Annotated in this window: 21 protein-coding genes; 6 read left to right on the top strand and 15 right to left on the bottom strand. The window is 41.7% G+C overall.

Annotation, left to right across the window (positions count from 1 at the left end):
• Window positions 1-14: 14 nt before the first annotated feature.
• Window positions 15-659, bottom strand: coding sequence for an adenylate kinase (adk, locus tag N477_RS24560; RefSeq protein WP_063364027.1), 645 nt, complete (start codon window positions 657-659; stop codon window positions 15-17).
• A gap of 289 nt (window positions 660-948) precedes the next feature.
• Here adk and N477_RS24555 point away from each other — a divergent pair, with 289 nt between their 5' ends.
• Together N477_RS24555 and N477_RS24550 are read left to right on the top strand one after the other, a co-directional pair.
• Window positions 949-1,434, top strand: a complete 486-nt coding sequence (locus tag N477_RS24555; protein WP_063364028.1) for a transposase — start codon at window positions 949-951, stop codon at window positions 1,432-1,434.
• Window positions 1,434-2,273 carry an IS3 family transposase gene (locus tag N477_RS24550; protein WP_231098166.1) on the top strand — a complete coding sequence of 280 codons (840 nt, stop codon included), beginning with the start codon at window positions 1,434-1,436 and terminating at the stop codon, window positions 2,271-2,273. Before N477_RS24555 ends, N477_RS24550 begins: the two co-directional genes overlap by 1 nt.
• 64 nt (window positions 2,274-2,337) lie before the next feature.
• On the opposite strand, the gene gap is transcribed toward N477_RS24550, so the two are convergent.
• The 5 genes from gap to glk all read right to left on the bottom strand — a co-directional run bounded on the left by gap (window position 2,338) and on the right by glk (window position 8,166).
• Window positions 2,338-3,342, bottom strand: a complete 1,005-nt coding sequence (gene gap / locus N477_RS24545; protein WP_039609764.1) for a type I glyceraldehyde-3-phosphate dehydrogenase — start codon at window positions 3,340-3,342, stop codon at window positions 2,338-2,340.
• Window positions 3,343-3,358: 16 nt separating this feature from the next.
• Window positions 3,359-3,979: a bifunctional 4-hydroxy-2-oxoglutarate aldolase/2-dehydro-3-deoxy-phosphogluconate aldolase gene (locus N477_RS24540; RefSeq protein WP_063364029.1), complete on the bottom strand. Its 621-nt coding sequence runs from the start codon at window positions 3,977-3,979 to the stop codon at window positions 3,359-3,361.
• Window positions 3,980-4,001: 22 nt separating this feature from the next.
• Entirely contained in the window at window positions 4,002-5,855 is a 1,854-nt protein-coding gene (edd, locus tag N477_RS24535) for a phosphogluconate dehydratase (RefSeq protein WP_063364030.1), read from the bottom strand.
• A gap of 271 nt (window positions 5,856-6,126) precedes the next feature.
• Window positions 6,127-7,137 carry a LacI family DNA-binding transcriptional regulator gene (locus N477_RS24530; RefSeq protein WP_063364031.1) on the bottom strand — a complete coding sequence of 337 codons (1,011 nt, stop codon included), beginning with the start codon at window positions 7,135-7,137 and terminating at the stop codon, window positions 6,127-6,129.
• A gap of 12 nt (window positions 7,138-7,149) precedes the next feature.
• Entirely contained in the window at window positions 7,150-8,166 is a 1,017-nt protein-coding gene (glk, locus tag N477_RS24525; RefSeq protein ID WP_063364141.1) for a glucokinase, read from the bottom strand.
• Between the two features lie 280 nt (window positions 8,167-8,446).
• Here glk and N477_RS24520 point away from each other — a divergent pair, with 280 nt between their 5' ends.
• Window positions 8,447-9,475 (top strand): LacI family DNA-binding transcriptional regulator, encoded by a 1,029-nt coding sequence (locus N477_RS24520; RefSeq protein ID WP_063364032.1) that lies wholly within the window; start codon window positions 8,447-8,449, stop codon window positions 9,473-9,475.
• Between the two features lies 1 nt (window position 9,476).
• On the opposite strand, the gene N477_RS24515 is transcribed toward N477_RS24520, so the two are convergent.
• Together N477_RS24515 and N477_RS24510 are read right to left on the bottom strand one after the other, a co-directional pair.
• Window positions 9,477-10,361, bottom strand: coding sequence for an ABC transporter substrate-binding protein (locus N477_RS24515; RefSeq protein WP_231098167.1), 885 nt, complete (start codon window positions 10,359-10,361; stop codon window positions 9,477-9,479).
• Between the two features lie 90 nt (window positions 10,362-10,451).
• Entirely contained in the window at window positions 10,452-10,790 is a 339-nt protein-coding gene (locus N477_RS24510; RefSeq protein WP_196760694.1) for a gamma-glutamylcyclotransferase family protein, read from the bottom strand.
• A 191-nt stretch (window positions 10,791-10,981) separates the two neighbouring features.
• Here N477_RS24510 and N477_RS24505 point away from each other — a divergent pair, with 191 nt between their 5' ends.
• Window positions 10,982-12,157 carry a sensor domain-containing diguanylate cyclase gene (locus N477_RS24505; RefSeq protein ID WP_063364035.1) on the top strand — a complete coding sequence of 392 codons (1,176 nt, stop codon included), beginning with the start codon at window positions 10,982-10,984 and terminating at the stop codon, window positions 12,155-12,157.
• A 25-nt stretch (window positions 12,158-12,182) separates the two neighbouring features.
• Here N477_RS24505 and N477_RS24500 read toward each other — a convergent pair whose 3' ends face one another.
• The 4 genes from N477_RS24500 to N477_RS24485 are packed head-to-tail and all read right to left on the bottom strand — an operon-like array spanning window position 12,183 to window position 15,437.
• Window positions 12,183-12,986 carry a hypothetical protein gene (locus N477_RS24500; RefSeq protein WP_063364036.1) on the bottom strand — a complete coding sequence of 268 codons (804 nt, stop codon included), beginning with the start codon at window positions 12,984-12,986 and terminating at the stop codon, window positions 12,183-12,185.
• Window positions 12,979-14,016, bottom strand: coding sequence for an MlaD family protein (locus N477_RS24495; RefSeq protein WP_063364037.1), 1,038 nt, complete (start codon window positions 14,014-14,016; stop codon window positions 12,979-12,981). The genes N477_RS24500 and N477_RS24495 overlap by 8 nt, the downstream gene beginning before the upstream one ends.
• A gap of 3 nt (window positions 14,017-14,019) precedes the next feature.
• A complete protein-coding gene (locus N477_RS24490) occupies window positions 14,020-14,685 on the bottom strand; it encodes an ATP-binding cassette domain-containing protein (protein WP_063364038.1) in 666 nt (221 codons plus the stop codon).
• A gap of 2 nt (window positions 14,686-14,687) precedes the next feature.
• A complete protein-coding gene (locus N477_RS24485) occupies window positions 14,688-15,437 on the bottom strand; it encodes an ABC transporter permease (RefSeq protein WP_063364039.1) in 750 nt (249 codons plus the stop codon).
• 241 nt (window positions 15,438-15,678) lie between these two features.
• Here N477_RS24485 and N477_RS24480 point away from each other — a divergent pair, with 241 nt between their 5' ends.
• Together N477_RS24480 and N477_RS24475 are read left to right on the top strand one after the other, a co-directional pair.
• Window positions 15,679-16,281, top strand: a complete 603-nt coding sequence (locus N477_RS24480; RefSeq protein WP_063364040.1) for an ACP phosphodiesterase — start codon at window positions 15,679-15,681, stop codon at window positions 16,279-16,281.
• Window positions 16,282-16,358: 77 nt separating this feature from the next.
• A complete protein-coding gene (locus N477_RS24475) occupies window positions 16,359-16,730 on the top strand; it encodes a VOC family protein (protein ID WP_063364142.1) in 372 nt (123 codons plus the stop codon).
• On the opposite strand, the gene N477_RS24470 is transcribed toward N477_RS24475, so the two are convergent.
• From N477_RS24470 to N477_RS24460, 3 genes are read right to left on the bottom strand one after another with little or no spacing between them, the layout of a single operon-like run.
• Window positions 16,731-18,389 (bottom strand): HD domain-containing phosphohydrolase, encoded by a 1,659-nt coding sequence (locus N477_RS24470; protein ID WP_063364041.1) that lies wholly within the window; start codon window positions 18,387-18,389, stop codon window positions 16,731-16,733. It lies immediately after the preceding gene.
• A gap of 17 nt (window positions 18,390-18,406) precedes the next feature.
• Window positions 18,407-20,632 (bottom strand): CHASE2 domain-containing protein, encoded by a 2,226-nt coding sequence (locus tag N477_RS24465; protein WP_081216614.1) that lies wholly within the window; start codon window positions 20,630-20,632, stop codon window positions 18,407-18,409.
• A complete protein-coding gene (locus N477_RS24460) occupies window positions 20,632-21,447 on the bottom strand; it encodes an MBL fold metallo-hydrolase (RefSeq protein ID WP_063364042.1) in 816 nt (271 codons plus the stop codon). Before N477_RS24460 ends, N477_RS24465 begins: the two co-directional genes overlap by 1 nt.
• Window positions 21,448-21,449: the final 2 nt, after the last annotated feature.

The following is a 21,449-nucleotide window of genomic DNA, read 5'->3' as shown; positions in this document are numbered from 1 at the left end:
AATTAATTACCTAATTAACCAAGTAACTCACCAAGCTGCTGACTTACAGCGTCTACAGCTTGTGTACCGTCTAGCTTGTGGTACTGCGTATTGCCCGCTTCTGCTTCTTTGTTGTAGTAATCAACAAGCGGTCTTGTTTGGTCATGGTAGATACCTAAACGCTTACGTACAGTTTCTTCTGTATCATCAGCACGGATAATAAGGTCTTCACCAGTCTCATCGTCTTTGCCTTCAACCTTAGGCGGATTGTAAACAACGTGATAAACACGACCAGAACCAGGGTGTACACGACGACCGCCCATACGCTCAACGATGATCTCGTCAGCAACATCAAACTCGATAACGTGATCAATCGTAATCGCATTTTCTTTCATTGCATCGGCTTGAGGAATAGTGCGAGGGAAACCATCTAACAGGAAACCTTTCTCACAGTCAGGCTTTGCGATACGCTCTTTAACTAGACCAATGATGATTTCATCAGAAACTAGTTGACCAGCATCCATCACTTTTTTTGCCTCTAAGCCTAGCGGTGTACCTTCGCTGATAGCAGCGCGAAGCATATCGCCTGTAGAGATTTGAGGGATACCAAATTTTTCCATAAGAAATTGAGCTTGAGTGCCTTTACCAGCACCAGGCGCGCCTAAAAGGATAATGCGCATATTATGTTCCTCGATTCTGAGTTTACTGTATTTTAATTGGTTGGAATTTTTTCATATTGCGCGTTGATACTCAAGTCACTTATACCAATTGATTAGAGGTTTTGTACCCCATGTCGAATGTACATGAACATAATCAACTTATTGTGCAAGGAATACGCACCAAAATCGTATATTTATAAAACAATATTTTTTAGCTAAGTACTCAGGTAAACCAATACACATAAAAAAGCCCCGCACATTTTGAAGTGACCCCCAATAGTTGGACATTCTAATTACTGGGGGTCTTTTTATGTCTAAATACAGTAAAAAGTTCAAACTAGAAGTTGCAACGCAAGCCAACACTCAAGGTTCGCGCTCACTTTATAGACAATTTAATGTCAGCTCACGGCAAATACGATATTGGTGTTTAGTTTATCGTCTTCATGGTGAACACGCTTTTTTGCATAAGCAAAAGCCTTATACAAGTGAAGTTCGCTTAGAAATGATCCAACGAATGAAACGAGAAGGGTGGTCGTTAACTTACACCAGTGCCTTTTTCGATTTATCTTCTCCTGGCATGTTATCCAAATGGCTTTGTGCTTATAATTCGGGAAAACTAACTCACCCGAAACTAAGTAGAGCAAAAATGTCCAAATCCGCCAATGCTAAAGACTCGAAAACAATGACTGAAAAAGAATTAAGAGAAGAGCTTGAGTACCTCAGAGCGGAGAATGCTGTTCTAAAAAAGTGGAGTGCCTTGGCTCAGGAAAAACAAACAACGAAAAAGCAAAAGTAGTGAGTGAGCTTAAGGCCAAATTTAAACTATCCCATTTACTTGAGGCCAGTGGGTTGCCTAAAAGTGTTTACTATTACCATCGCAACAAAGGCGATAGTCATGACAAATATGATGCAATAACAAAGCAAATTAAGTCTATATTCCATGCTCACAAAGGACGATATGGTTATAGGCGCATAACATCAACATTACGCAGCGCAGGCACTTTAATTAACCATAAAACTGTTCAACGCTTAATGCAGCAATTGTCGCTGCAATCAGTAGTGAGGCCAAAGCGCTATAAGTCTTATAGAGGCACCAAAGGTAAGCATATCGACAATACGCTTAACAGAGACTTTACTGCTGTGAAACCGAATCAAAAATGGGTAACCGATATCACCGAGTTTAAGGTAGCTAACCAGCGTGTCTATCTGTCACCAATCATTGACCTGTTTAATCAAGAAGTCGTTAGTTATGAGGTTGGAACTTCACCAAGATTAAGCTTGGTTACAGATACATTAAACAATGCTGTTAAGCAGTTGGCATGGCATGAACGACCGCTCATTCATTCTGACCAAGGTTGGCAATATCAACATCAGTTGACCAGAAAATTCATTGCTGAGAACAATCTTACACAAAGCATGTCTCGAAAAGGAAACTGCCTAGACAATGCCGTAGCAGAAAATTTCTTTGGCATATTGAAAACGGAAATGTATCACGGTTATGAGTACAAAAGTGTTACCGAGCTGGTAAGTGCCATAAAAGAATATATAGAATATTACAATCACAAACGAATTAAGCTAAAACTAAAAGGCCTGAGTCCGATAGCGTATCGAAATCAGGCCTTGGTAGCCGCTTAGAAATGAGTCCAACTTTATGGGGTCACTTCAATTTGCAGGGCTTCATTTTAATTCTGAGTTGCAATTATAAGAATGCACCTAGTGCTTTAACTTGGTCAATCATACGGTTTGAGAAACCCCACTCATTATCATACCAAGCCATCACTTTAACAAGTTTACCCTCTGCTTTAGTTTGCGTTGCATCGAATACTGAAGATGCTGGGTTGTGGTTAAAGTCGATTGATACAAGTGGCAACGTGTTGTATTCAAGCACACCCGCCATCGCGCCTTCTGCAGCAGCTTTTACAATTTCGTTCACTTCTTCAGTCGTAGTTTCGCGCTTAGCAACGAAAGTTAAATCAACCAAAGATACATTCACAGTAGGAACACGCACAGCCATACCATCAAGTTTGCCAGCAAGCTCAGGCAATACTAAACCAACTGCTTTTGCAGCGCCCGTTTTGGTCGGGATCATAGACTGAGTTGCACTACGAGCGCGGTATAAGTCTTTGTGGTACACATCACATAAGTTTTGGTCATTTGTAAATGCATGAATTGTTGTCATGCTACCCTGCTCGATGCCAATAACATCGTTTAGTGCTTTTGCAACTGGTGCAAGACAGTTAGTTGTACAGGATGCATTTGAGATAATATTGCTGTTTTCGTTTAACACATCACTATTAACGCCGTGAACCACTGTTGCATCTAAGTCTGTACCTGGCGCTGAAACGATGACTTTCTTTGCGCCCGCTTCAATGTGCTTAGCAGCAGCCTCACGCGATGTGAAAATACCCGTACATTCTAGTACGATATCAACATTTAATGCTTTCCAAGGCAGGTTTGCAGGATCACGCTCTTGCGTTAGTGTAATTTCATCATTTCCGATAACAAGTGTATTACCCGCAAGTGTTAACTTTTCATTGAAACGACCATGTACAGAATCGAATTGAGTTAAATGCGCGTTTGTTTCTGCTGGCGCAAGATCGTTGATAGCAACAATCTTGATTTGGTCATTTTGACCTGATTCGTAAAGTGCGCGTAGTACGTTGCGACCGATGCGGCCATAGCCATTAATTGCGATGTTGATCATGATTACTTTCCCCTAATTATTTAACTTCACTTGCTTGTTTTGCAAGCGCTTCGATGGCTTGCCAGTCTTTATTTGCAATTAGCGATTTATCCAACATCCAAGTACCGCCAACACAAACTACATTGTTTAACGCCAAGTATTTAGGCGCGCTTTCAAGTGTTATTCCACCTGTTGGGCAAAATGTCACTTGCGGAAGAGGCCCACCAATTGACTTAAGCATTGGTGCACCGCCAGCTGCTTCTGCTGGGAAAAACTTTAGATACTTAAAACCATGCGAGGCGAGTTCCATTGCTTCACTTGGTGTAGCAGCACCAGGTAAAAATGGGATATCAGTACTTTTAGCAAGTTCTAGTAATTCTGAGCTCACACCAGGACTTACCATGAAGTCTGCACCCGCATTAACTGACGCTTCAAAAGAAGCTTTGTCCACAACTGTACCAGTACCGACATAAGCTTCAGGCAATGCTTCTTTAATTTGCTTTACCGCTTCAGCTGCTACAGGTGTTCTAAGCGTAACTTCAAGTGCACGTAGTCCGCCATTGTATAAAGCTCGTGCCAATGGTATTGCGTCTTCTAATTCTTCTATAACAATTACCGGTACTACGGGCGCTGCCGATAAGATTTCTTGTATTTTCATATTTACCCCATCCCCAATGTTTTTATTCGTCGATACCAAAGGCGCTAGCACCCAAGTCTGCACTACTCACCATGTTTCTAAACCCGGTGAATAGCTCTCGGCCTGTACCGAATGTCAGCTCTGGTTGAGTAAGTTCTAGTTCGCGCTCTGCTAATTCTTCATCTGAAACATGTAAAATTAAATCACCATTTGGCGCATCTAGCGTGATCATGTCACCTTCGCGGATCTTCGCAATGATGCCACCTTCAACGGCTTCTGGCGCTAGGTGAATAGCCGCAGGTACTTTACCTGACGCACCTGACATACGACCATCTGTCACAATCGCAACTTTATAACCCTGATCTTGCAAGGTTGCCATCACTGGCGTCAGCTTATGTAACTCAGGCATGCCTTTGGCTTTAGGACCTTGCTCTTTAATTACAGCAATAAAGTCTTGATTTAGCTCGCCGTTTGCAAATGCATCCTGAAGAGAGGCCTGTGAGCTAAATACTTTTGCAGGTGCAGAAACAAACTGGTGTTTCTCGTCAACGGCTGACACTTTAATTACCGCTTTACCCAAGTTACCTGTTAATAGTTGCAAGCCGCCTTGCTTGTTAAATGGATTTGATACCGGTCTAAGCACATCTTCGTCTAAAGAGTTTTCAGGGCATGGTACCCACTTAACCTTACTTGGGCCTTCACTGTTGGTCATGATCACATTGGTATCAACATCTAAAACTGGCTCTTTGGTGTAGTCGTCTAGGCCTTCACCAACAATAGTCTTAACATCATTATGTAAATAACCCGCATCGCGCAGTTCACGCATTAAGAAGCCCATACCACCAGCCGCTTGGAAGTGGTTTACATCCGCTGAGCCATTTGGATAAATTCGGGTTAAAAGTGGCACCACTTCTGACAGCTCAGCCATGTCTTTCCATGTGATCTGTACGCCAGCGGCTTTCGCCATTGCAACTAGGTGTATTGCGTGGTTAGTAGAGCCACCTGTCGCGAGTAAACCAACTAAGCCATTGATAACAGTCTTTTCATCAACAATCTCGCCGATTGGGTTTGCTGATTTAGTTTCAATTAGTTGTGTTAGCATCATTTTCACAGCACTGGCAGTTAGACCATCTCGTAACTCAGTGTATGGATTAATGAATGAACTTCCTGGCAAATGAAGACCCATGATCTCCATCAGCATCTGATTTGAATTTGCAGTACCATAGAAAGTACAAGTACCCGCACTATGGTATGAAGCACTTTCCGCTTCTAATAGTTCTTCACGGCTAACTAGGCCTTGTGCAAAGCTTTGACGGACACGCGCTTTTTCTTTATTTGGAATACCAGACTCCATTGGGCCGGCTGGTAAAAAGAAAATTGGTAAGTGGCCAAAAGAAAGTGAACCTATTAAAAGTCCAGGTACAATCTTGTCGCACACACCTAAGCAAAAAACACCGTCAAACACATCGTGTGACAACGCTACTGCGGTAGACATCGCGATAACGTCACGTGAAAATAAAGACAGCTCCATACCATCGCGCCCCTGTGTAACACCGTCACACATCGCAGGTACACCGCCAGCAACCTGTGCTGTGGCATCATACTTTGTCGCTATCTTTTTAATTAGGTCTGGGTATTCGATATAAGGAACATGTGCAGAAAGCATGTCATTGTAAGAGTTGATAATCGCTAGATTTGGCTGATCGTCAGCTTTTAGTCTTGCCTTATCGCTACTTGAACAAGCAGCCATTACGTGTGCTAAGTTACCACACCCAAGTCCAGCTCTTACGCGTGTTTGTTTTTTTGCTTCTTGTATACGCTTAAGGTAGGCACTACGAGTTGTCTGGCTGCGTTTAACGACTCTTTCAGTAACTTCTTGAATTCGAGGATGCAACATAATCCGCCTCTCTGCATGTTTAGAGGAAAAAGGCTCAGCACATCTCACATGTACTGAGCAGCTTTGATTTACCCGTTCAAAGGTACGCTGACAGGTTGTCTCTCACCTCAACCTGACACCGGTGTCACTGTATTAACTCACACTTATGACACCGGTGTCAACCTGTAGAACATTAAATTTAGATTAAATTAGGGTCATATCTAAATTATGGACAAAAAAAGCCCAATCGCTAGGGATTGGGCTTTTGACAAGTAGATGTAATTAAAACTGGTTATTTTGCAGCAGTCGACTCTCTAGTAATGAGCTTTGCTTCAAGCACTTTTTGATAAACTTCTGTCGATGGGTCAGATATTTGCAAAATCAATTGCTCAACAGCTTGGCGAGTCATCTCCTCTACAGGCTGTGCAATTGTGGTCAAACCCGGCCAAATATGCCTGGCGATCGGTGCATTATCAAAACCTGCAATTGAAATATCCTCTGGGACTCTTAGCTGCCTTTGCGTTGCAAGCTTCAACACCGCTGCTGCCATGTAATCGTTAGATGCAAAAACCGCAGTTGGCATTGGCTCCAGATCTAAAATCTGTTTTGCACTATCAGCACCCGAGTGATAACTAAAGTTACCCTGTGCTACCAAACCTTCGTTAAATTCAATTCCATGATTAAGTAACGCATTTTGATAACCACTGAAGCGTTTTTCAGTTGCACTGTGGTCTTGATGGCCCTTAATAAAAGCAATTTCTTTATGACCAAGTGATATTAGGTGCTCAGTAAGTTCATAGGCACCTTGTTCATCGTTACTGCGCACAGAAATAGAAGTGTCGTCTTCCAAAGCAGATGCAACACGAGCGAACGGGATATTCTGTGTTTTTAAAAAATCAATTAGCTCTTGTGAATCAGAAAATGGCGGTGTCAACACCAAGCCATCTAGCCTCGACGTAGTCAGTAATTGATCAACGTTATGAATTAGCTCATCACCCCTTAGCTCGCATGGGTGAATAAGCAAATTATAGTTGAATTTGTGACACGCTTCTAAAGCCCCGCTTTGCACTCGAGTAATATAACTTTTACTCGGGTTGTCATATAAACACCCAATAATAAAACTTTTATTGCGCGCCAGTCCGCGCGCGATAGGGTTTGGCTTATAGTCGAGCTCTTTAAAAACTTTGAGTACCTTTTCACGCGTAGCTGGACTAACATTAGGCTCATTATTGAGTACTCTAGAGACCGTTTTTTTCGATACCCCAGCATACTCAGCTACGCTGTTAATGGTTACTTTTTTCATACTTATTCCAATTTATGAAAATTGGTTACGGCTATGCAGACATGCTGCCGCTCCAATTAGAGGAATATTATCCTGCACAACTAGAGTTACTGGAATTTGCCCTGCGTACTGAGACATTATCCCTTTTTCTGTAAACCTTTCAACAAACCTGCTTGAGATCAGCCGTTCAGTCATGCGTGGTAAAATCCCACCGCCAATAAACACGCCACCTAACGCCCCGAAAGTTAACGCAAGATCACCTGCAACACTACCAATCCAGTCACAAAACTGGTTGAGTGTCGCATCACATACTTCACACTCTCCCGCTTTCGCGCTTACCTGTGCAGCATTTAAATCTTCAGCTTGTACACCTTTGACTTGCGCCATTGCTTTGTAAAGCCTCGCAAGCCCTGGGCCAGAAAACACGGTCTCTACTGAAACATGCCCAATGCTTTCTTTTAATACTTGTAATAATTGCCTGTCTAATTCAGTTACTGCTGCCAAGCTTATATGCCCAGCTTCACAACTCAATACAGAGCTGCTGTGGATATCGCTGACATGACAAGCCGCACCAAACCCAGTACCAGGTCCCATCACAGCTATGTTTGCACCTTTAGCTGCTTGTCCTGCCTTAATCTGTATATTGTCTTCTTTTTTTAGATAAGGCGCAGCATAAGCGAATGCCGCAAAATCATTAATCACCGCACACTGCTCAAAACCAAATTGTTTCTGAACATCTTGGGTATTAAAATTCCAGCCCAAATTAGTTAAAAATACTTGATGTCCTTTGATAGGTCCTGCAACGGCGAAGCAAGCTCTAGAAGGTTTCGAAATAGTCAGTGAATCGAGGAAAGCTGATAAAGCAGTTTCAAAGGATTGAAACTCTGCACTTGGAAAAGTAAGTTGATGGGCAATTGTAAACTGATTAGAGTCTAAATCGTATCCTGTCACGACGGCAAATCGAGCATTAGTACCACCAATATCGGCAACGATAATCGGCTCGAACGCACGGTCATGACCATTAAAACTATTAAGTGTTGTCTGGCTCATGCTGTTTTTCTCTGTTGTTGCGGTGTTCCAAACACCTATTGGGGCTAGCCCCACTTGTTATCCCAAATCATCATCAGCCGAAACTTTGCACGCTGGCTGAAAAAAGAGCTGCCCTAATTCAGGGCAGCCAAATACGTTTTGACAACAAAATGATAAAACACCGACATTATGACACCGGTGTCAAAGTACATCAATAAAAATTTACGCCTTTTATGAAATTGGTTGCAAAAAAAAAATAATCAAAGACAATGTCCAAGACTCAATTAAACTAATTTTGAACATGAAAACAAAAGGTAAAGCAACCTCCTTCGACATTGCACATTTTGCAGGCGTTTCTCAATCAACCGTCTCTAGAGCGCTTAGAAATAGCCCCCTTGTGAATGAAGAAACGCGAAGAAAAGTGTGGGAGGTCGCTAAGAAGCTCAATTATAAAGTCGATAAAAATGCCAGTAATTTACGCACTCAGCAAAGTGCAACCTTGGCTATTTTATTATTTGAAGATCCTACCGGTGATGAGTCTCAAATAAATCCTTTCTTTTTAAACATGCTCGGAAGCATTACTAGAGCATGTGCTAAAGAAGGATATGACTTATTGGTTTCTTTCCAGTCTATCAGCCAAGATTGGCGTGCTGAATACGAAGACAGTCATCGCGCAGATGGCATCATTTTACTGGGCTACGGTGATTACATGGATTACCAATCAAGGTTACAAAACCTATTATCACAAAATACCAAGTTCGTATGCTGGGGCGCAAATGTTGAGGGGAGGCCCGATTTAACTGTCAGTTGTGACAACTATGGTGGCGGCCAATTGGCAGCTCAACACTTTATCGAAAAGGGAAGAAAAAACTGCGTCTTTATTGGAGACGCCTCAGAACACAGCCCTGAATTTTTAACTCGATTCAAAGGCTTTCAAGAAACTTTAGAGCGCCACGGTATTTCATGCGGTGAAAGACATATTGCAAATGCCATATCAACAGAGGATTCGGGCTATCACGCTACACATTCTCTTTTGGCAAACAATATAAAATTTGATTCTTTGTTTGCCGCCAGTGATTTAATTGCCATTGGCGCCATCAAAGCATTAAAAGAAGCAGGCTTAAGAATACCCGAAGACGTCAATGTCATTGGTTTTGATAATATTGCTGCATCAAACTATATCACACCATCTCTAACCACAGTTCAGCAAAATACAACGCTTGCAGGGCAAATGCTTGTTACAAACCTACTCTCTTTAATCAGAGGTGAAGATATAACCGACACATTATTGCCACCCAAATTGATACTCAGACAGTCAACATCTCAGTAGATTAATTTAGTTGAGGTTCGCAAGTTGAAAAAATCTCTTCCCACAATAACTTATTGGTTTTAATCCAATCCAGCGCTGCTTGTTTAACTGTACGCCCATGAACATCCACTTGGGCGGACAGCGTTTCAATTTCTTCATTAGTTAAGTCAAACCTCTTAACTCCACCGGATAAACACGGAAACATTTCAGCAAAGCGTCGGCTTGAGACCTTTTTCAACCAGCCCGACCTGGGGTTACCACAATCGAATACTAATTCAGAATTGACACCCCAGCTGCTATCTTCTTCACATTCCTTAGCGTATTGCGGAAATTCTACAAACTCTCCAGGGTAAACCGCTCCAACCCAATTGGGAGTCCAGTTAAATACCAAAATTGCATGCCGCTTCTCAATCGCATATTTAAGCTCTTGCCAAATTTCCTTGCCCTCATCAACTTGTTTGACGATAAAGTTGAGGCCCAATGCTTTGATCCGTGCCCTGTCTGGTTTCTCCCATGGACCTGCAATATATACGCCTTTTCCTCTTGAGCCTACCCGTTTAAATATATCTGCACACGTTCTTAGTGCTCGCCAATTTGGTAGCCCAGGGCACATATCTTTAACATACAATGGATACCACCAATCCTCTCGTGTTTTAACAGAGTACTCCCCCAAATCAACAATTTTTCCCACACGATGCAATTGATTAAACTTATCCTCCATCGTACCTTGCCACACTTCTAATTGCAGATCGGCATTATTTGTCTTTAATAAAAACCATTGTTCATCTACAGTCACTGTGATCAGCTCTACTTCGAATCCTAATCGGATAAAAATTTGTTCTGCAATATTTGCTAGGATTTTTTGACTCGTCCAATCATTTACGATAATTCGAATTGGTTCCGCCATAGCTTGGCAATGCATTAACAATAAAAAGAACAAAACTTTTTTCATAATCTATACAGTACCGATAATAGTTAGCGTTGACTTTTCACAGTTTTAGCTGATTAATGTGTAAATGTAGGCTCTGTGGCACTCTCCAGAGGCTGTTTTCACTTCACATTCTTGCCGCGTATACTCTTGCCCCTCAAATTCATCAATCACCTGCCAAAAATCGTTGAGTTTGCTCGATCTGACCAAGTAGCCTTCTATCCAATCTCCCTCAGTGCTCAGTTCAATTCCTGGATAGCCCATCGCTGCGCCCCACCCTTGTTCATAAAGCTTGCCTTTTACCCAGCCTTTTTGATATGTCGCTTTCAAAGGCTCCAACACGCTAGCATTTTCACGATCTGGCGCCAAAGAACCATATACAAATAGCTTGTTGATACTCTGCTTCACATTCACCTCCATACTACCCCTCACATTAAAATATAGTAATAATTGCAAATTATGGTCCAAAATTAATAGCTATCTAATCGGCAAGTTCATGCAAAAGCATCAACATTTGCTAAGCTTTTATTGGGCTCCAAGTTTGGGGAACAATTCAACTTAAAGTCATTTTCTATGACTTGATAAGGATCATGTAATAAGTGCAAGTTCATGACTTAACCTTAATGCTCTCACTTTTCATCGCATCAATGACTGGCGCAATTGTATTGAGCGCCATAACAAGGATGAGCCAGACTATTGAGGGCGCGCGATATTGGGCCATTGCGCTTGGTATCCTATCTGTTGCTTACCTTTCTCAGTTAACCCTGCAAGGAATACCAAGAAATATCATGGTTGTGACCTTTAATACCTGTCTTATTATCGGGCATGCACTTTGGTTAATTGGGGCTTGGCACTTTGTACATAGCCCGCCTTCAAAACAAAAAGTTTTACTTCTGATCGCACCCGTTTTGGTACTGTCTGTAGTATTTACGCTGATTATACCGGAACGCTCAATACGGCTGTTGGTGATTGGAGTTTGGCTGCTTTATGTTAGAGCAAATTATGCTTGGGTCCTGTGGCAGCATGCCAAGCAAGATAAAAACGAATATATCGCTGTAAAAATCACCGTATCTGTTGTGCTTTTAGAGCTTATTTTAAGTTTTCTATATACACTTTATGGTGCATTCGGCGCATTACCCAGTATCGGAGAGCAGTTTAGCTGGGTTGGCGGTTACACATGGGTAGTGGCTTTAATTGGAATTGTCGCAGGTATTCCTTTACTCATGCTACTCAGTGCCGGAAGGTTTGTGAGAAAACTCGAATACGCTGCCCATCATGACGAATTAACAGCACTACTCAATCGTCGTGGCCTGACTAAATGCCTTGATAACATCATGCCCCTCTCACAAAGAAAATGTCACTCTTTGACTGTTATCATGTTAGACGTAGATCATTTCAAAAGAATAAATGATACGTTCGGACACCAAACTGGCGACCAAATTCTTGCTCATGTAGGTAAACAACTGCATGCATCTGTGCGTGCATCAGACCTTGTTACCCGCTGGGGAGGAGAAGAATTTTGTATCGTTTTATTCGATAGTAACCCTGCCCATGCACTGCAACTGGCCGAAAAAATAAGGCGTGCTTTTACTCACAGCTTAGCGCAAGTCAACACACAAGTTGGTGAAGTAACCTTGAGTGCAGGCATTGCTAGCACAGAAACTGTATCAAAGGCCGCATTTGAAGCAACCCAATTACAAGCGGATAACGCACTCTATCAAGCCAAGCACAATGGCAGAAACCGAAGTGAGCTACACTTAATAGAAGACGCATAACATAGCACAACGATTTATTGCGCTTTTAAAAATAAGGGTTAAAACTATCCAAACGTTTTAGGAAATAAGCTGCTTTATCCTCATTTCCCTGAGCTTTATATAATTTAACGGCAAGCGCGTAGCAATCTCTAATCTTGTTAGTCAACTCTAACTCTGAAAAGTGTGCGATTGCCTGCTCAATTGCTATTTGTGCCTGTGCATGCTTATCACGCACTTTCCACAACGCATTGTTATATACAACAAATGATAATATTTCTATATTTTCAAGCTCGCCACGCGCTTTCAGGTTATCTAGCGAGCGCAAATCTCTGTCCATTTCTTCCCATAACATTATACTGTCGCTTGCGTACATCACACCTAACCATCGATAGTAAATACTTCGCTCATTATCATCTTTATATGCCTCGCTTAGCGCCAAGGCAGAGGCTGACGCCTCTTTAAAGCGACCTTGTGCATGTGCAAGCTTTGCTTCTAACGCTCTTATAGGAAGTTTTAACTCAGCACCTTCATATTTATGCAGTGCTTTCGCTTGTTCAATGAGCTTTAAAGCAAATTCAAATCGACTTTGATTAATATAAATCGTCGCCTTTTTGAGCTGCAAAACCCCCATTAACGTCAAATCATTTCGCAAATTAGCATATTTAAGGCCTGTGTCGTAATTACTCAAAGCAAGATCAAGTTTTTCCTCTTGCCTTTTTCTATCTCCTCGCGCCATCCAAGTATTTGTCAACTCCAAATATTTTGTCACCCGATATTGCTTTTCAGGCGCGCTTGAGCAGCTTGTGTTTATCAATACAAACACCACTACCAATGCCAAGCTTCTAATCATGCATCTCTATCCCTGTGGTTTGCGGTTGTTTTTCAATACCGTCTTTCAGAATGGGATGATTATTAAGCGCCTGTAAGGTCTTATCCATTTTATCTAACACTTGCTGCATGCTATGTATCGCGATGGCAAATTGCTCACGTTCACTGTGCACTTCTTTAAGCATGGTTTGCATCACTGTAAGGCTTTCATTGAGGTTGTTCAGTACAATAGGTAATTGACCTTCGGTTATATCTCCGACAATCTCAGCTGGGTATGCGTAGTTATTTAAAGTAGTGCCAGCTTGTCCCATTAGGCGCTCGGTCGTTAATAGTGTGGTATTAATTTGGGCTAATACTTTTGGCATTTGTTCAAGTATCTGCTGGCTTTGAGCCAATGTACGCTCAGCATCTGGCAATAAATCACTGCTTCTGACCTCCTCACTCACCACCATCAAATTGTCGCTAATTTTTGCTACACGGTCTAAGACTCTAAATATCGCTCCAGCCTCGGGGTTATCTTCTTTTTGAAAGTTCTGTAAAAGCTGGTTAATACTGGCGAGTATGCTCTCAATATCATCGCCTTTTTGAGCAATTGCCCCCTGCTCCACATAACTTTTACCTAACTCACTATTAATATGTGGAATAAAACTATTTGGTGCCAATTGAATATAGCTATCAACACGTTTTTTATCAGGTAAAATCAACTCAAAGGTCGTTACATCATCAAAAATTGGATGCTGCTCGCCGGCTAATACAGCATACTCAACGACCTTGTTTTGGTATTCCTGAAATATCCATAAATCAACCTCAATCAAATTGGTGTCGTGATTCAATCTAAATCCATCTATTCGCCCTACTTTTAATCCTTTAAAATAAATGGCCGGCAACGCACTCAGCCCACTTGCGTCTTGAAGCACCGTTTTATAATACGTTTTATCGGCAAAAGTATGATTGTTTACCAAGATCATTGAGGTCAAGATCAGCAACATCAAAATACCCGCAATACCAAAAACCAGTACGATATTATTTGTTTTATTTACACTATGTTGCATGCTCTAACACTCCGACAAACAGAACAGCTCATTAAGCTCTAACTGCTCGTCCGCCAAGTTACTGATCACCTCTTTTCGATTTGAACATAAAACCAATGTCGTGCCTTGATCTTTAAGTTTTAATAAGAGTTTCAACACATAATGACTCCATTGCTCATCAATTTCCGTCATAGGTGCATCCCATATCACAGCTCTAGGCTTTAATAACAGTGCGCGTGCAAGACCCGCCAAAGATGCCTGACCAGATGAAAGCATCTCGGTGCGCTGTGGTAAATATTGCGTCAAAGCAAACTCCTCAGCTAGCGCGTTAATACGGCTATACTTCTCAGCTTTATCTAACTCTTTGCAATGACGATTTAGTGGCAGCAAAAGGTTCTCTTCTAGAGTTAAATTTGAAATTAGCCCTGATAATTGAAATACCACGCCTAAGTCTCTTCGAAAGTCAGCATATTTCTGCGCATTCATTTTGCGGACATTACAGCCATCAATGACTACTTCCCCTCCATCAGGTCTGATGATGTCACTAGCAATGCTAAAAAATAAGGTCTTCCCACAACCAGAGCGTCCAGACACAACTAGACACTCACCACTATTTACATGAGCGTTTATATCACTAAATATGGCCCTGCTTTTCACACTGTGGGAGATATTTTTAAACTCAATCTGCATCACTATTGGCCTGTAATTATCACGTACAGCAAAGTCAGAGAAACATGAATTAAGCAAATTGAAATAAGCCCTCTGCCAACCGCCTTGATATTACGTTGCGGCACTTCGGTAATCGCGCGATTCACAGTCAAACCGTGATAACTGGCAATTAAGCTAATAAACAAGCCTGATAATGCAACTTTCAAAAGCATGATGACTATGTCCAACCAATGTAATTCACTAATTAACTTTGCAAAAAATGTACTTACGGGGATTGATTGAAATGCGTTACTGACTAAATAGCCACCAAAAATACCGCATGCTACAAAGTAGCTCATGAGCAGCACTAGGGATACAATCATGCCTAATACACGGGGGGCGACAAGATAAGAAATGGGTGAGACGCCCATTGCAACTAATGCATCAATTTCCTTGCTGACAACCATATTACCAAGCTCGGTAGTGATTGCGGTCCCTGAACGAGCTAACACAATAAAACACACTATAAATGGTCCTAAGTCGCGCACTATGGTAGAAATTAAGATATCGTAAATCCAATTACCTTGGCCTATCGCGGCTAACAGTGGGTAACCTTGTACGATAATGAGCGCCCCAATCAACATGGCTATTAACACCACCAGCCCAAGCGCTTCTACTCCTGTAAAGCGAACCTGTCTAATAAGCACATCAACACTAATAGAGCGATTACGGTGAAAAAAGATAAAATCCGAGATAACGTAGGCTGAAAAAGGCAAAAATCCATATGCAATCATAACTGTACCTCGCTATCAAAGTTCAGTAGATCAGGCATCAATGGTCGTCTTTATAAGGGCTCATAAGTTAAGATTAGCAGAACAACTTAGTTAGTGGCCGCGATTTCAATAATTTTCTTTTTAGAGAAATAACTGTTAAAGGAAAGGTTTTCAGTTCGTACTTATTGATAATTTCTCCATTGCCCGCATAGTAATAATAGCGAATTAACAAATTCTTCTTAATATGATGAAACGGTGATCTGTGAATTATCTAGCCCACTTATTCCTCGCGCAAAACAACGCAGAGTCTTACCATGGCAACTTGCTTGGTGATTTTCAAAAAGGCGTGGACACAAAAACCCTATCGCCACAGACGAAAAGAGCGCTAAAAAATCATATTTTGGTAGACAAATTCACGGACACTCATCCGCAAGTTAAGCAATCAAAAATAATATTTACAGCCAAACGTAGACGCTTTTCAGGTATTGCAATTGATGTATTGTACGACCATTTATTGATAAAACACTGGGATCAGTTTAGCGATTGTCATTTTGACGAGTTCAAAAGTAATAGTTATCGGCTTCTAAGTCAAAAGCTGCCCATCATGCACCCACCTATGCAAAAGGTCATAAAAAATGTCATTACGCACGATTGGTTTACCCAGTACCGCTCATTTACTGGCACTACTCAAGCGCTTGATAATATTGCCAACAGGATACGGTTTAAAAACGGATTTCATGGCATAGGCGTCGAGATTTTTGAGCACTTTGAACCACTTGAGCAGTCTTTTTTAAGTTTTTTCCCTGACCTTATTGAATATATACGGTGCTACGGTCCTGAAGAGCAAGATAGTTCCAATAATTAACAACTGCTTTGCTGTTTACAACAACTGCATTGTTTGAAATTATGGCTTTAAACTCGCCAACAGAGAAAACAATAAACATGAATTTAAACCAAGTGACTCTGCCCGTTACCAATATGCCAAAAGCAGTGAGCTTTTATCAGCTGCTTGGCTTCACATTAATTGTAGATACGCCACATTATGCTAGATTTGAGTGCCCAAAGGGCACAAGTTCTTTTTCACTCTCTCTTGAAGATGAAAAGTTTAACAACGGCGCTGTGATATATTTTGAACACCCTGAATTAGAGCAGTGGGTTGCAGAACTTGTAGATAAAGGCGTTGAGTTTAAACAACTACCTACTATGGAGAGATACCTTTGGAAAGAAGCCATATTGTTAGACCCGTCTAACAATAAAATTAAGCTCTACTGGGCTGGAGAAAACCGCTTAAATCCACCTTGGCGTATTACTTAGTTACCCTTCAGGTTTGTTATATCCAGGAATTTTATCTATATCTACCTCATCTATTTGCTCTGGCTTCAAATATTGCCTAGCGTATTCTAAGTACACACCGGAGCTGACAAATACATCAAATAAGTCCGGATCAATATGGTCTCCGAGCTTCATTTTACCCATAATAAACAAACACTCACTCAATGGCTTCGCGTCTTTGTAGGGCCTATCTGCCGCGGTTAATGCCTCAAAAATATCGGCAATAGCCATGATCCGTGCAGGTACTGACATTTGATCTCTGGTAAGGCCTTTTGGATACCCTGTACCATCCATTTTTTCATGGTGTCCCCCCGCAAATTCAGGCACACGTTTTAAATGCTTTGGAAAAGGTAATGCTTCAAGCATCTCAAGCGTAATATCCATATGCTTATTGATCACAACTCGCTCTTCAGCTGTTAAGGTGCCTCTGGCTATGCTCAAGTTATACACTTCTTCTTTTGATAGTAGGGGCTGTTCAAAGCCTGCAATTAAAACCTGATAACTATCCGCCAAGCTTTGTACTCGTTGCTGATCGGCTTCTTTCATAAATTCACCGCCAATATTTGCTCGAGATAAAAACTCACTCTCATCATCTAACGTTTGCAAGGCACGTTGTAATTCTTCTTTCAAGCTATTTGCTTTTTCTTGCTGATCCAGCATCTCCGCTTTAATGATTTGCTTTGTATAATCAAGCTCAATATCCCTTTTAGCGATTTCCATTTTAGCGACTACCAATTCGATGCGATCATACACAGAGTGTAATTTAGTGGCTTTGTCCATGACATATTCTGGAATAGCAATTTTCCCGCAGTCATGGAGCCACCCAGCGAGCGATAATTCATGTCTATCTGCAGCAGTCATTATAAATTCAGCCATGGGTCCTGATTGAGCATCATGCACCGCATCTGCAATCATCATGGTCAACTCGGGTACGCGTCGACAATGACCTCCTGTGTAAGGCGATTTTTCATCTATCGCTTTTGCAATTAAGCGTGTAAATGCCTGAAAGAGTGTTTCCATATCATCAATTAACTGCCTGTTAGTTAAAGCAACGGCCGCTAATGAACTCATGGAACAGATCAATTCTACTAAGTCTGAAGAAAACCTAACCACTTTATCTTTACTGCGAGGGTTTATCAGTTGCAATACGCCATTTAAATCACGCTCATGATTTGCCATAGGGACCGTCAATACGGACTGGGTGTGATAGCCTGTTTTTTTATCCATTGCTCTGGCTGCAGATAAATCATAATCTGTACAGTCATAAACATCGTCAATGCGGATAACATCTTTTTTAGCTGCAGCAAGTGCCACCAATGCACTTTCATTTGGAGAGCCATCTTCTAAATATATTGGGATCGCGGGAAATGGTATCTCTTTACCGGATGTCCCTCCCATATGTAAGCCAAGCGGCTCATTAATCAGTGTGGCAAATTTAAGTTGCGCATCTTCTGAGACAGAATAAATTGTTCCGCCTTCTGCATTACTCAGCGCAATTGCAGACTCCAAAATATGCTCTAATAACCTGTCGGTATCATGCTCTGACGAAAGCTCAATCGCTAATTTAAGCAGATGCTTTAATGCAACCTGACTCTCTATGATGTCTTCTTCAGCTACTGTGCTACGAATTGACAGATCCATGGCCCTATACACCCATACTATTTTGATTTGTGCGTATAGCTGCCATCCCAGTTTTCACTCGGTGGATTCGACTGCATCTCACGCACTCTTTCACAAAGAAGCTGATAAATCTTTCTTTGCGGTTGTAACTCTATTAGTTTAGTAAAAGCTGACAAAGCTTCCTGCCAAGATTGTGATAAATACAACTGCCAAGCTGCTTCATGCTGTTTTAATTCATCAAACTGTGCCTGCGTCACCGCATTTTTTAACGCGATTGGCTCAAAAATAGTTACTGCCAGGCTTTTCCCTTTTACTTTTACTTTATCTATCGGTCTAAAAATAATATTTGGGCACTGCTCATAGGTCATTTCACTCACAAGTACACCTACCCCGTAAAACTTGGTTAACCCTTCAAGGCGAGAGCCCAAATTAACGGCATCACCAAGCACAGTATAAGCTCGTCGGTACTCTGACCCCATGTCGCCGACATTCATATCACCGGTATTTAACCCAATACCGATCGCAAAAGGCGGAAAATCTTGCTCAAGCATTTGTGCTTGCAAATCCTCTACTTGCTGCTGCATTTGCATGGCACATTTAACAGCAAGCTCAGGGTGCTGTTCAACCAGCAATGGTGCATTCCAAAATGCCATCACCATGTCACCGACGTATTTATCTATCGTGCCTTGATATTCAAATATGATCTTGGTGATCGGAGAAAAATATTGATTCAGATAAGCTTTTAACCTTCCCGCGTCCAATGACTCTGAAATACTGGTAAACTCACGTATGTCTGCAAACAAGACCGTCATTTCACGCTTTTCGCCTTCCATAGAGGCTTGGTCTGGTTGCTCAAGCATGGAAGCGATATGTGCAGGTGGAACATATTGATCAAATATCGACTTTATCTGTACACGCTCTTTATGTTCTTTCACAAAGCCAAGGCTACCTAGTACGGTAGTTTGCGAAATAATCAGGCCAAGCGTTGCAACTTGGGGGAAGTCTAATCGCCAAACAACCCAAGCATAAAAACTAAAGAAGATAAAACAGGAGGTGATAACTCCTGCAAATATTGTCATGCCAAGTACGCCTAGTAGCGGTAACACAATCGAGGTGACTAAACCTAAACAGAACAGTAATACAACCACAGCACCATCTATCCAATCAGGCCTTGAAGGCAGCAGCTCAGGAAAAACTAACCCTTCTAATACGTTTGCATGTACTTCAACACCCGGATATTGAACGCCCACTGGCGTGGTACGAAGATCCGCATGACCAACGGCTGATGTACCTACAAATACAATGGCTTGGTCGAATAGCGTTTTATCTACCTCTCCATTAATCACATCAATAGCAGAAACATAAGGAAAGCTGAACGCAGGTCCTCGAAATGGAATAGCTACACGGCCATAGTCATCAGTTGGAATTAACGTTGTGCCTAACTTTATCCCTTGCACACTGTGCCCATCACCAAATGGCTTAGCAACAATCTCTACAGTATCTGCCAAGGTATACAATCTTGCTGCTTCTAAAGCCAATGCCGGGTAAGCGTTTTCATTGTGTTTGATCATCAACATAGAATAACGTACAAAACCGTCACCATCAGGCGCACTATTTATGAACCCGGTGCCTGGGCTATTTTGCTGCAACACTTTAACATTCGCCACATGTCCAGCAAAATCAGGGATTGGAAGATTTGTGGGGGTTATTTCACTGGCGAAAATGGGAGCAGGTAGCTTCCCTACTAAAATATCTTGTTGATGTTCAAACAACATACCCAAGACAGTATCTGTGGCGTCGAGTGTTTTTGAAAAGGCGATGTCTGCATCAATTTCAGGCGCAATTAATCGTAATTTACTTGTAGTATCTTGATCAAATTCGCTTAAGTGATTGGCAACTTGGTTCGCTGGATTAAGTTCTGGTTCGGAAAACAAAACATCATATGCAACAACAGATACGCCAGCAGCAACAAGTTGGTCTTGTAGCTTTGCCATAACGTGACGACTCCAAGGGAAGCGACCAACCTCAATCAAGCTTTGCTCGTCAATATCAACGATCACGATAGGTAAAAATGACCTTTGCTGCCAAGAAAGAGTTTCTTTTAGACGTACATCATATGCCAATCCTTCAAAGCGTTTTAGAACTTGTCCATAAGGCGCTGCGGGAGACAAAGCTAGTAGATGAAGCAATATAAATAAAAACGTAATAATAAAACCAGCTGCCCATTGAAGTCGATATAGCTTAAAATGCTTAGCTAATTTCATTAAATTATGAGCCCCTCATGGGCAATAATGGTTTTAAAATCGTAGCCCTGCTTACCAATGTCTTGTGCTATTTGGTCCAGGTCATCATCTGATCTTGCAGGGTCATGACTAATAAGAACTAAGTTTTTAACCTTGCCTTGTACCGCCAAATCTAAAGCATCTTTAATCTGCGAATGCCCCCACCCCATCTTTAAAGGGTAATCACTGGGGATAAACTGCCCATCATGGATTAAATAGTCAACACCATCGACGAACTCAACCCACTTATCAAAACTCGTCACCGGATCATTTGGAGGGTACAGCTCGTTATCAATTGCATAAACTATTTTTAGCCCATCAACCGTTAAGCGATATGCACTACCGCCACCAGGGTGATTCATCGCCATACGCTCAATTTTAATATCATGATAGTGCCAAGTATCATTTTGCTGCTGCACAACTTTCACCGTTGACGGCAAATCATCATATTGCACAGGGAAATAACTGCCATCCATTTGCCGCAAAATCGCATCAGGCGCCTGAGCATCAGTTACACCTGGAATGATTGTGATATTTTTATTTGGCATATACGCAGGCACAAAAAACGGAAAGCCTTGGATATGATCCCAATGGTTATGACTAAGCAGAATATAAATATCCCGCTTATCTTTCATTAGCTCGTCACCAAGTAGTCTTATACCTGTTCCAGAGTCTAAGATAATGTGTGTATTGCTTTGGCTTTGCAGTGATACACACACCGTATTGCCACCATATTTGACTGTATTTGGTCCCGGTGTGGGGATAGAGCCCCGCACACCGTAGAATTTTAACCGCATTC

This window comes from Pseudoalteromonas luteoviolacea H33-S, assembly GCF_001625695.1.
Classification (GTDB): domain Bacteria; phylum Pseudomonadota; class Gammaproteobacteria; order Enterobacterales; family Alteromonadaceae; genus Pseudoalteromonas; species Pseudoalteromonas luteoviolacea_B.
Note: the sequence above shows the minus strand (reverse complement) of the source record. Positions and strands in the feature narration are given on the sequence as shown.

Coding starts and splice junctions, on each gene's coding strand:
- adk (WP_063364027.1), bottom strand. CDS start 659: ATGCGCATTATCCTTTTAGGCGCGCCTGGTGCTGGTAAAGGCACTCAA.
- N477_RS24555 (WP_063364028.1), top strand. CDS start 949: ATGTCTAAATACAGTAAAAAGTTCAAACTAGAAGTTGCAACGCAAGCC.
- gap (WP_039609764.1), bottom strand. CDS start 3,342: ATGATCAACATCGCAATTAATGGCTATGGCCGCATCGGTCGCAACGTA.
- N477_RS24540 (WP_063364029.1), bottom strand. CDS start 3,979: ATGAAAATACAAGAAATCTTATCGGCAGCGCCCGTAGTACCGGTAATT.
- edd (WP_063364030.1), bottom strand. CDS start 5,855: ATGTTGCATCCTCGAATTCAAGAAGTTACTGAAAGAGTCGTTAAACGC.
- N477_RS24530 (WP_063364031.1), bottom strand. CDS start 7,137: ATGAAAAAAGTAACCATTAACAGCGTAGCTGAGTATGCTGGGGTATCG.
- glk (WP_063364141.1), bottom strand. CDS start 8,166: ATGAGCCAGACAACACTTAATAGTTTTAATGGTCATGACCGTGCGTTC.
- N477_RS24520 (WP_063364032.1), top strand. CDS start 8,447: ATGAAAACAAAAGGTAAAGCAACCTCCTTCGACATTGCACATTTTGCA.
- N477_RS24515 (WP_231098167.1), bottom strand. CDS start 10,361: ATGGCGGAACCAATTCGAATTATCGTAAATGATTGGACGAGTCAAAAA.
- N477_RS24500 (WP_063364036.1), bottom strand. CDS start 12,986: ATGATTAGAAGCTTGGCATTGGTAGTGGTGTTTGTATTGATAAACACA.
- N477_RS24495 (WP_063364037.1), bottom strand. CDS start 14,016: ATGCAACATAGTGTAAATAAAACAAATAATATCGTACTGGTTTTTGGT.
- N477_RS24490 (WP_063364038.1), bottom strand. CDS start 14,685: ATGCAGATTGAGTTTAAAAATATCTCCCACAGTGTGAAAAGCAGGGCC.
- N477_RS24485 (WP_063364039.1), bottom strand. CDS start 15,437: ATGATTGCATATGGATTTTTGCCTTTTTCAGCCTACGTTATCTCGGAT.
- N477_RS24475 (WP_063364142.1), top strand. CDS start 16,359: ATGAATTTAAACCAAGTGACTCTGCCCGTTACCAATATGCCAAAAGCA.
- N477_RS24470 (WP_063364041.1), bottom strand. CDS start 18,389: ATGGATCTGTCAATTCGTAGCACAGTAGCTGAAGAAGACATCATAGAG.
- N477_RS24465 (WP_081216614.1), bottom strand. CDS start 20,632: ATGAAATTAGCTAAGCATTTTAAGCTATATCGACTTCAATGGGCAGCT.
- N477_RS24460 (WP_063364042.1), bottom strand. CDS start 21,447: ATGCGGTTAAAATTCTACGGTGTGCGGGGCTCTATCCCCACACCGGGA.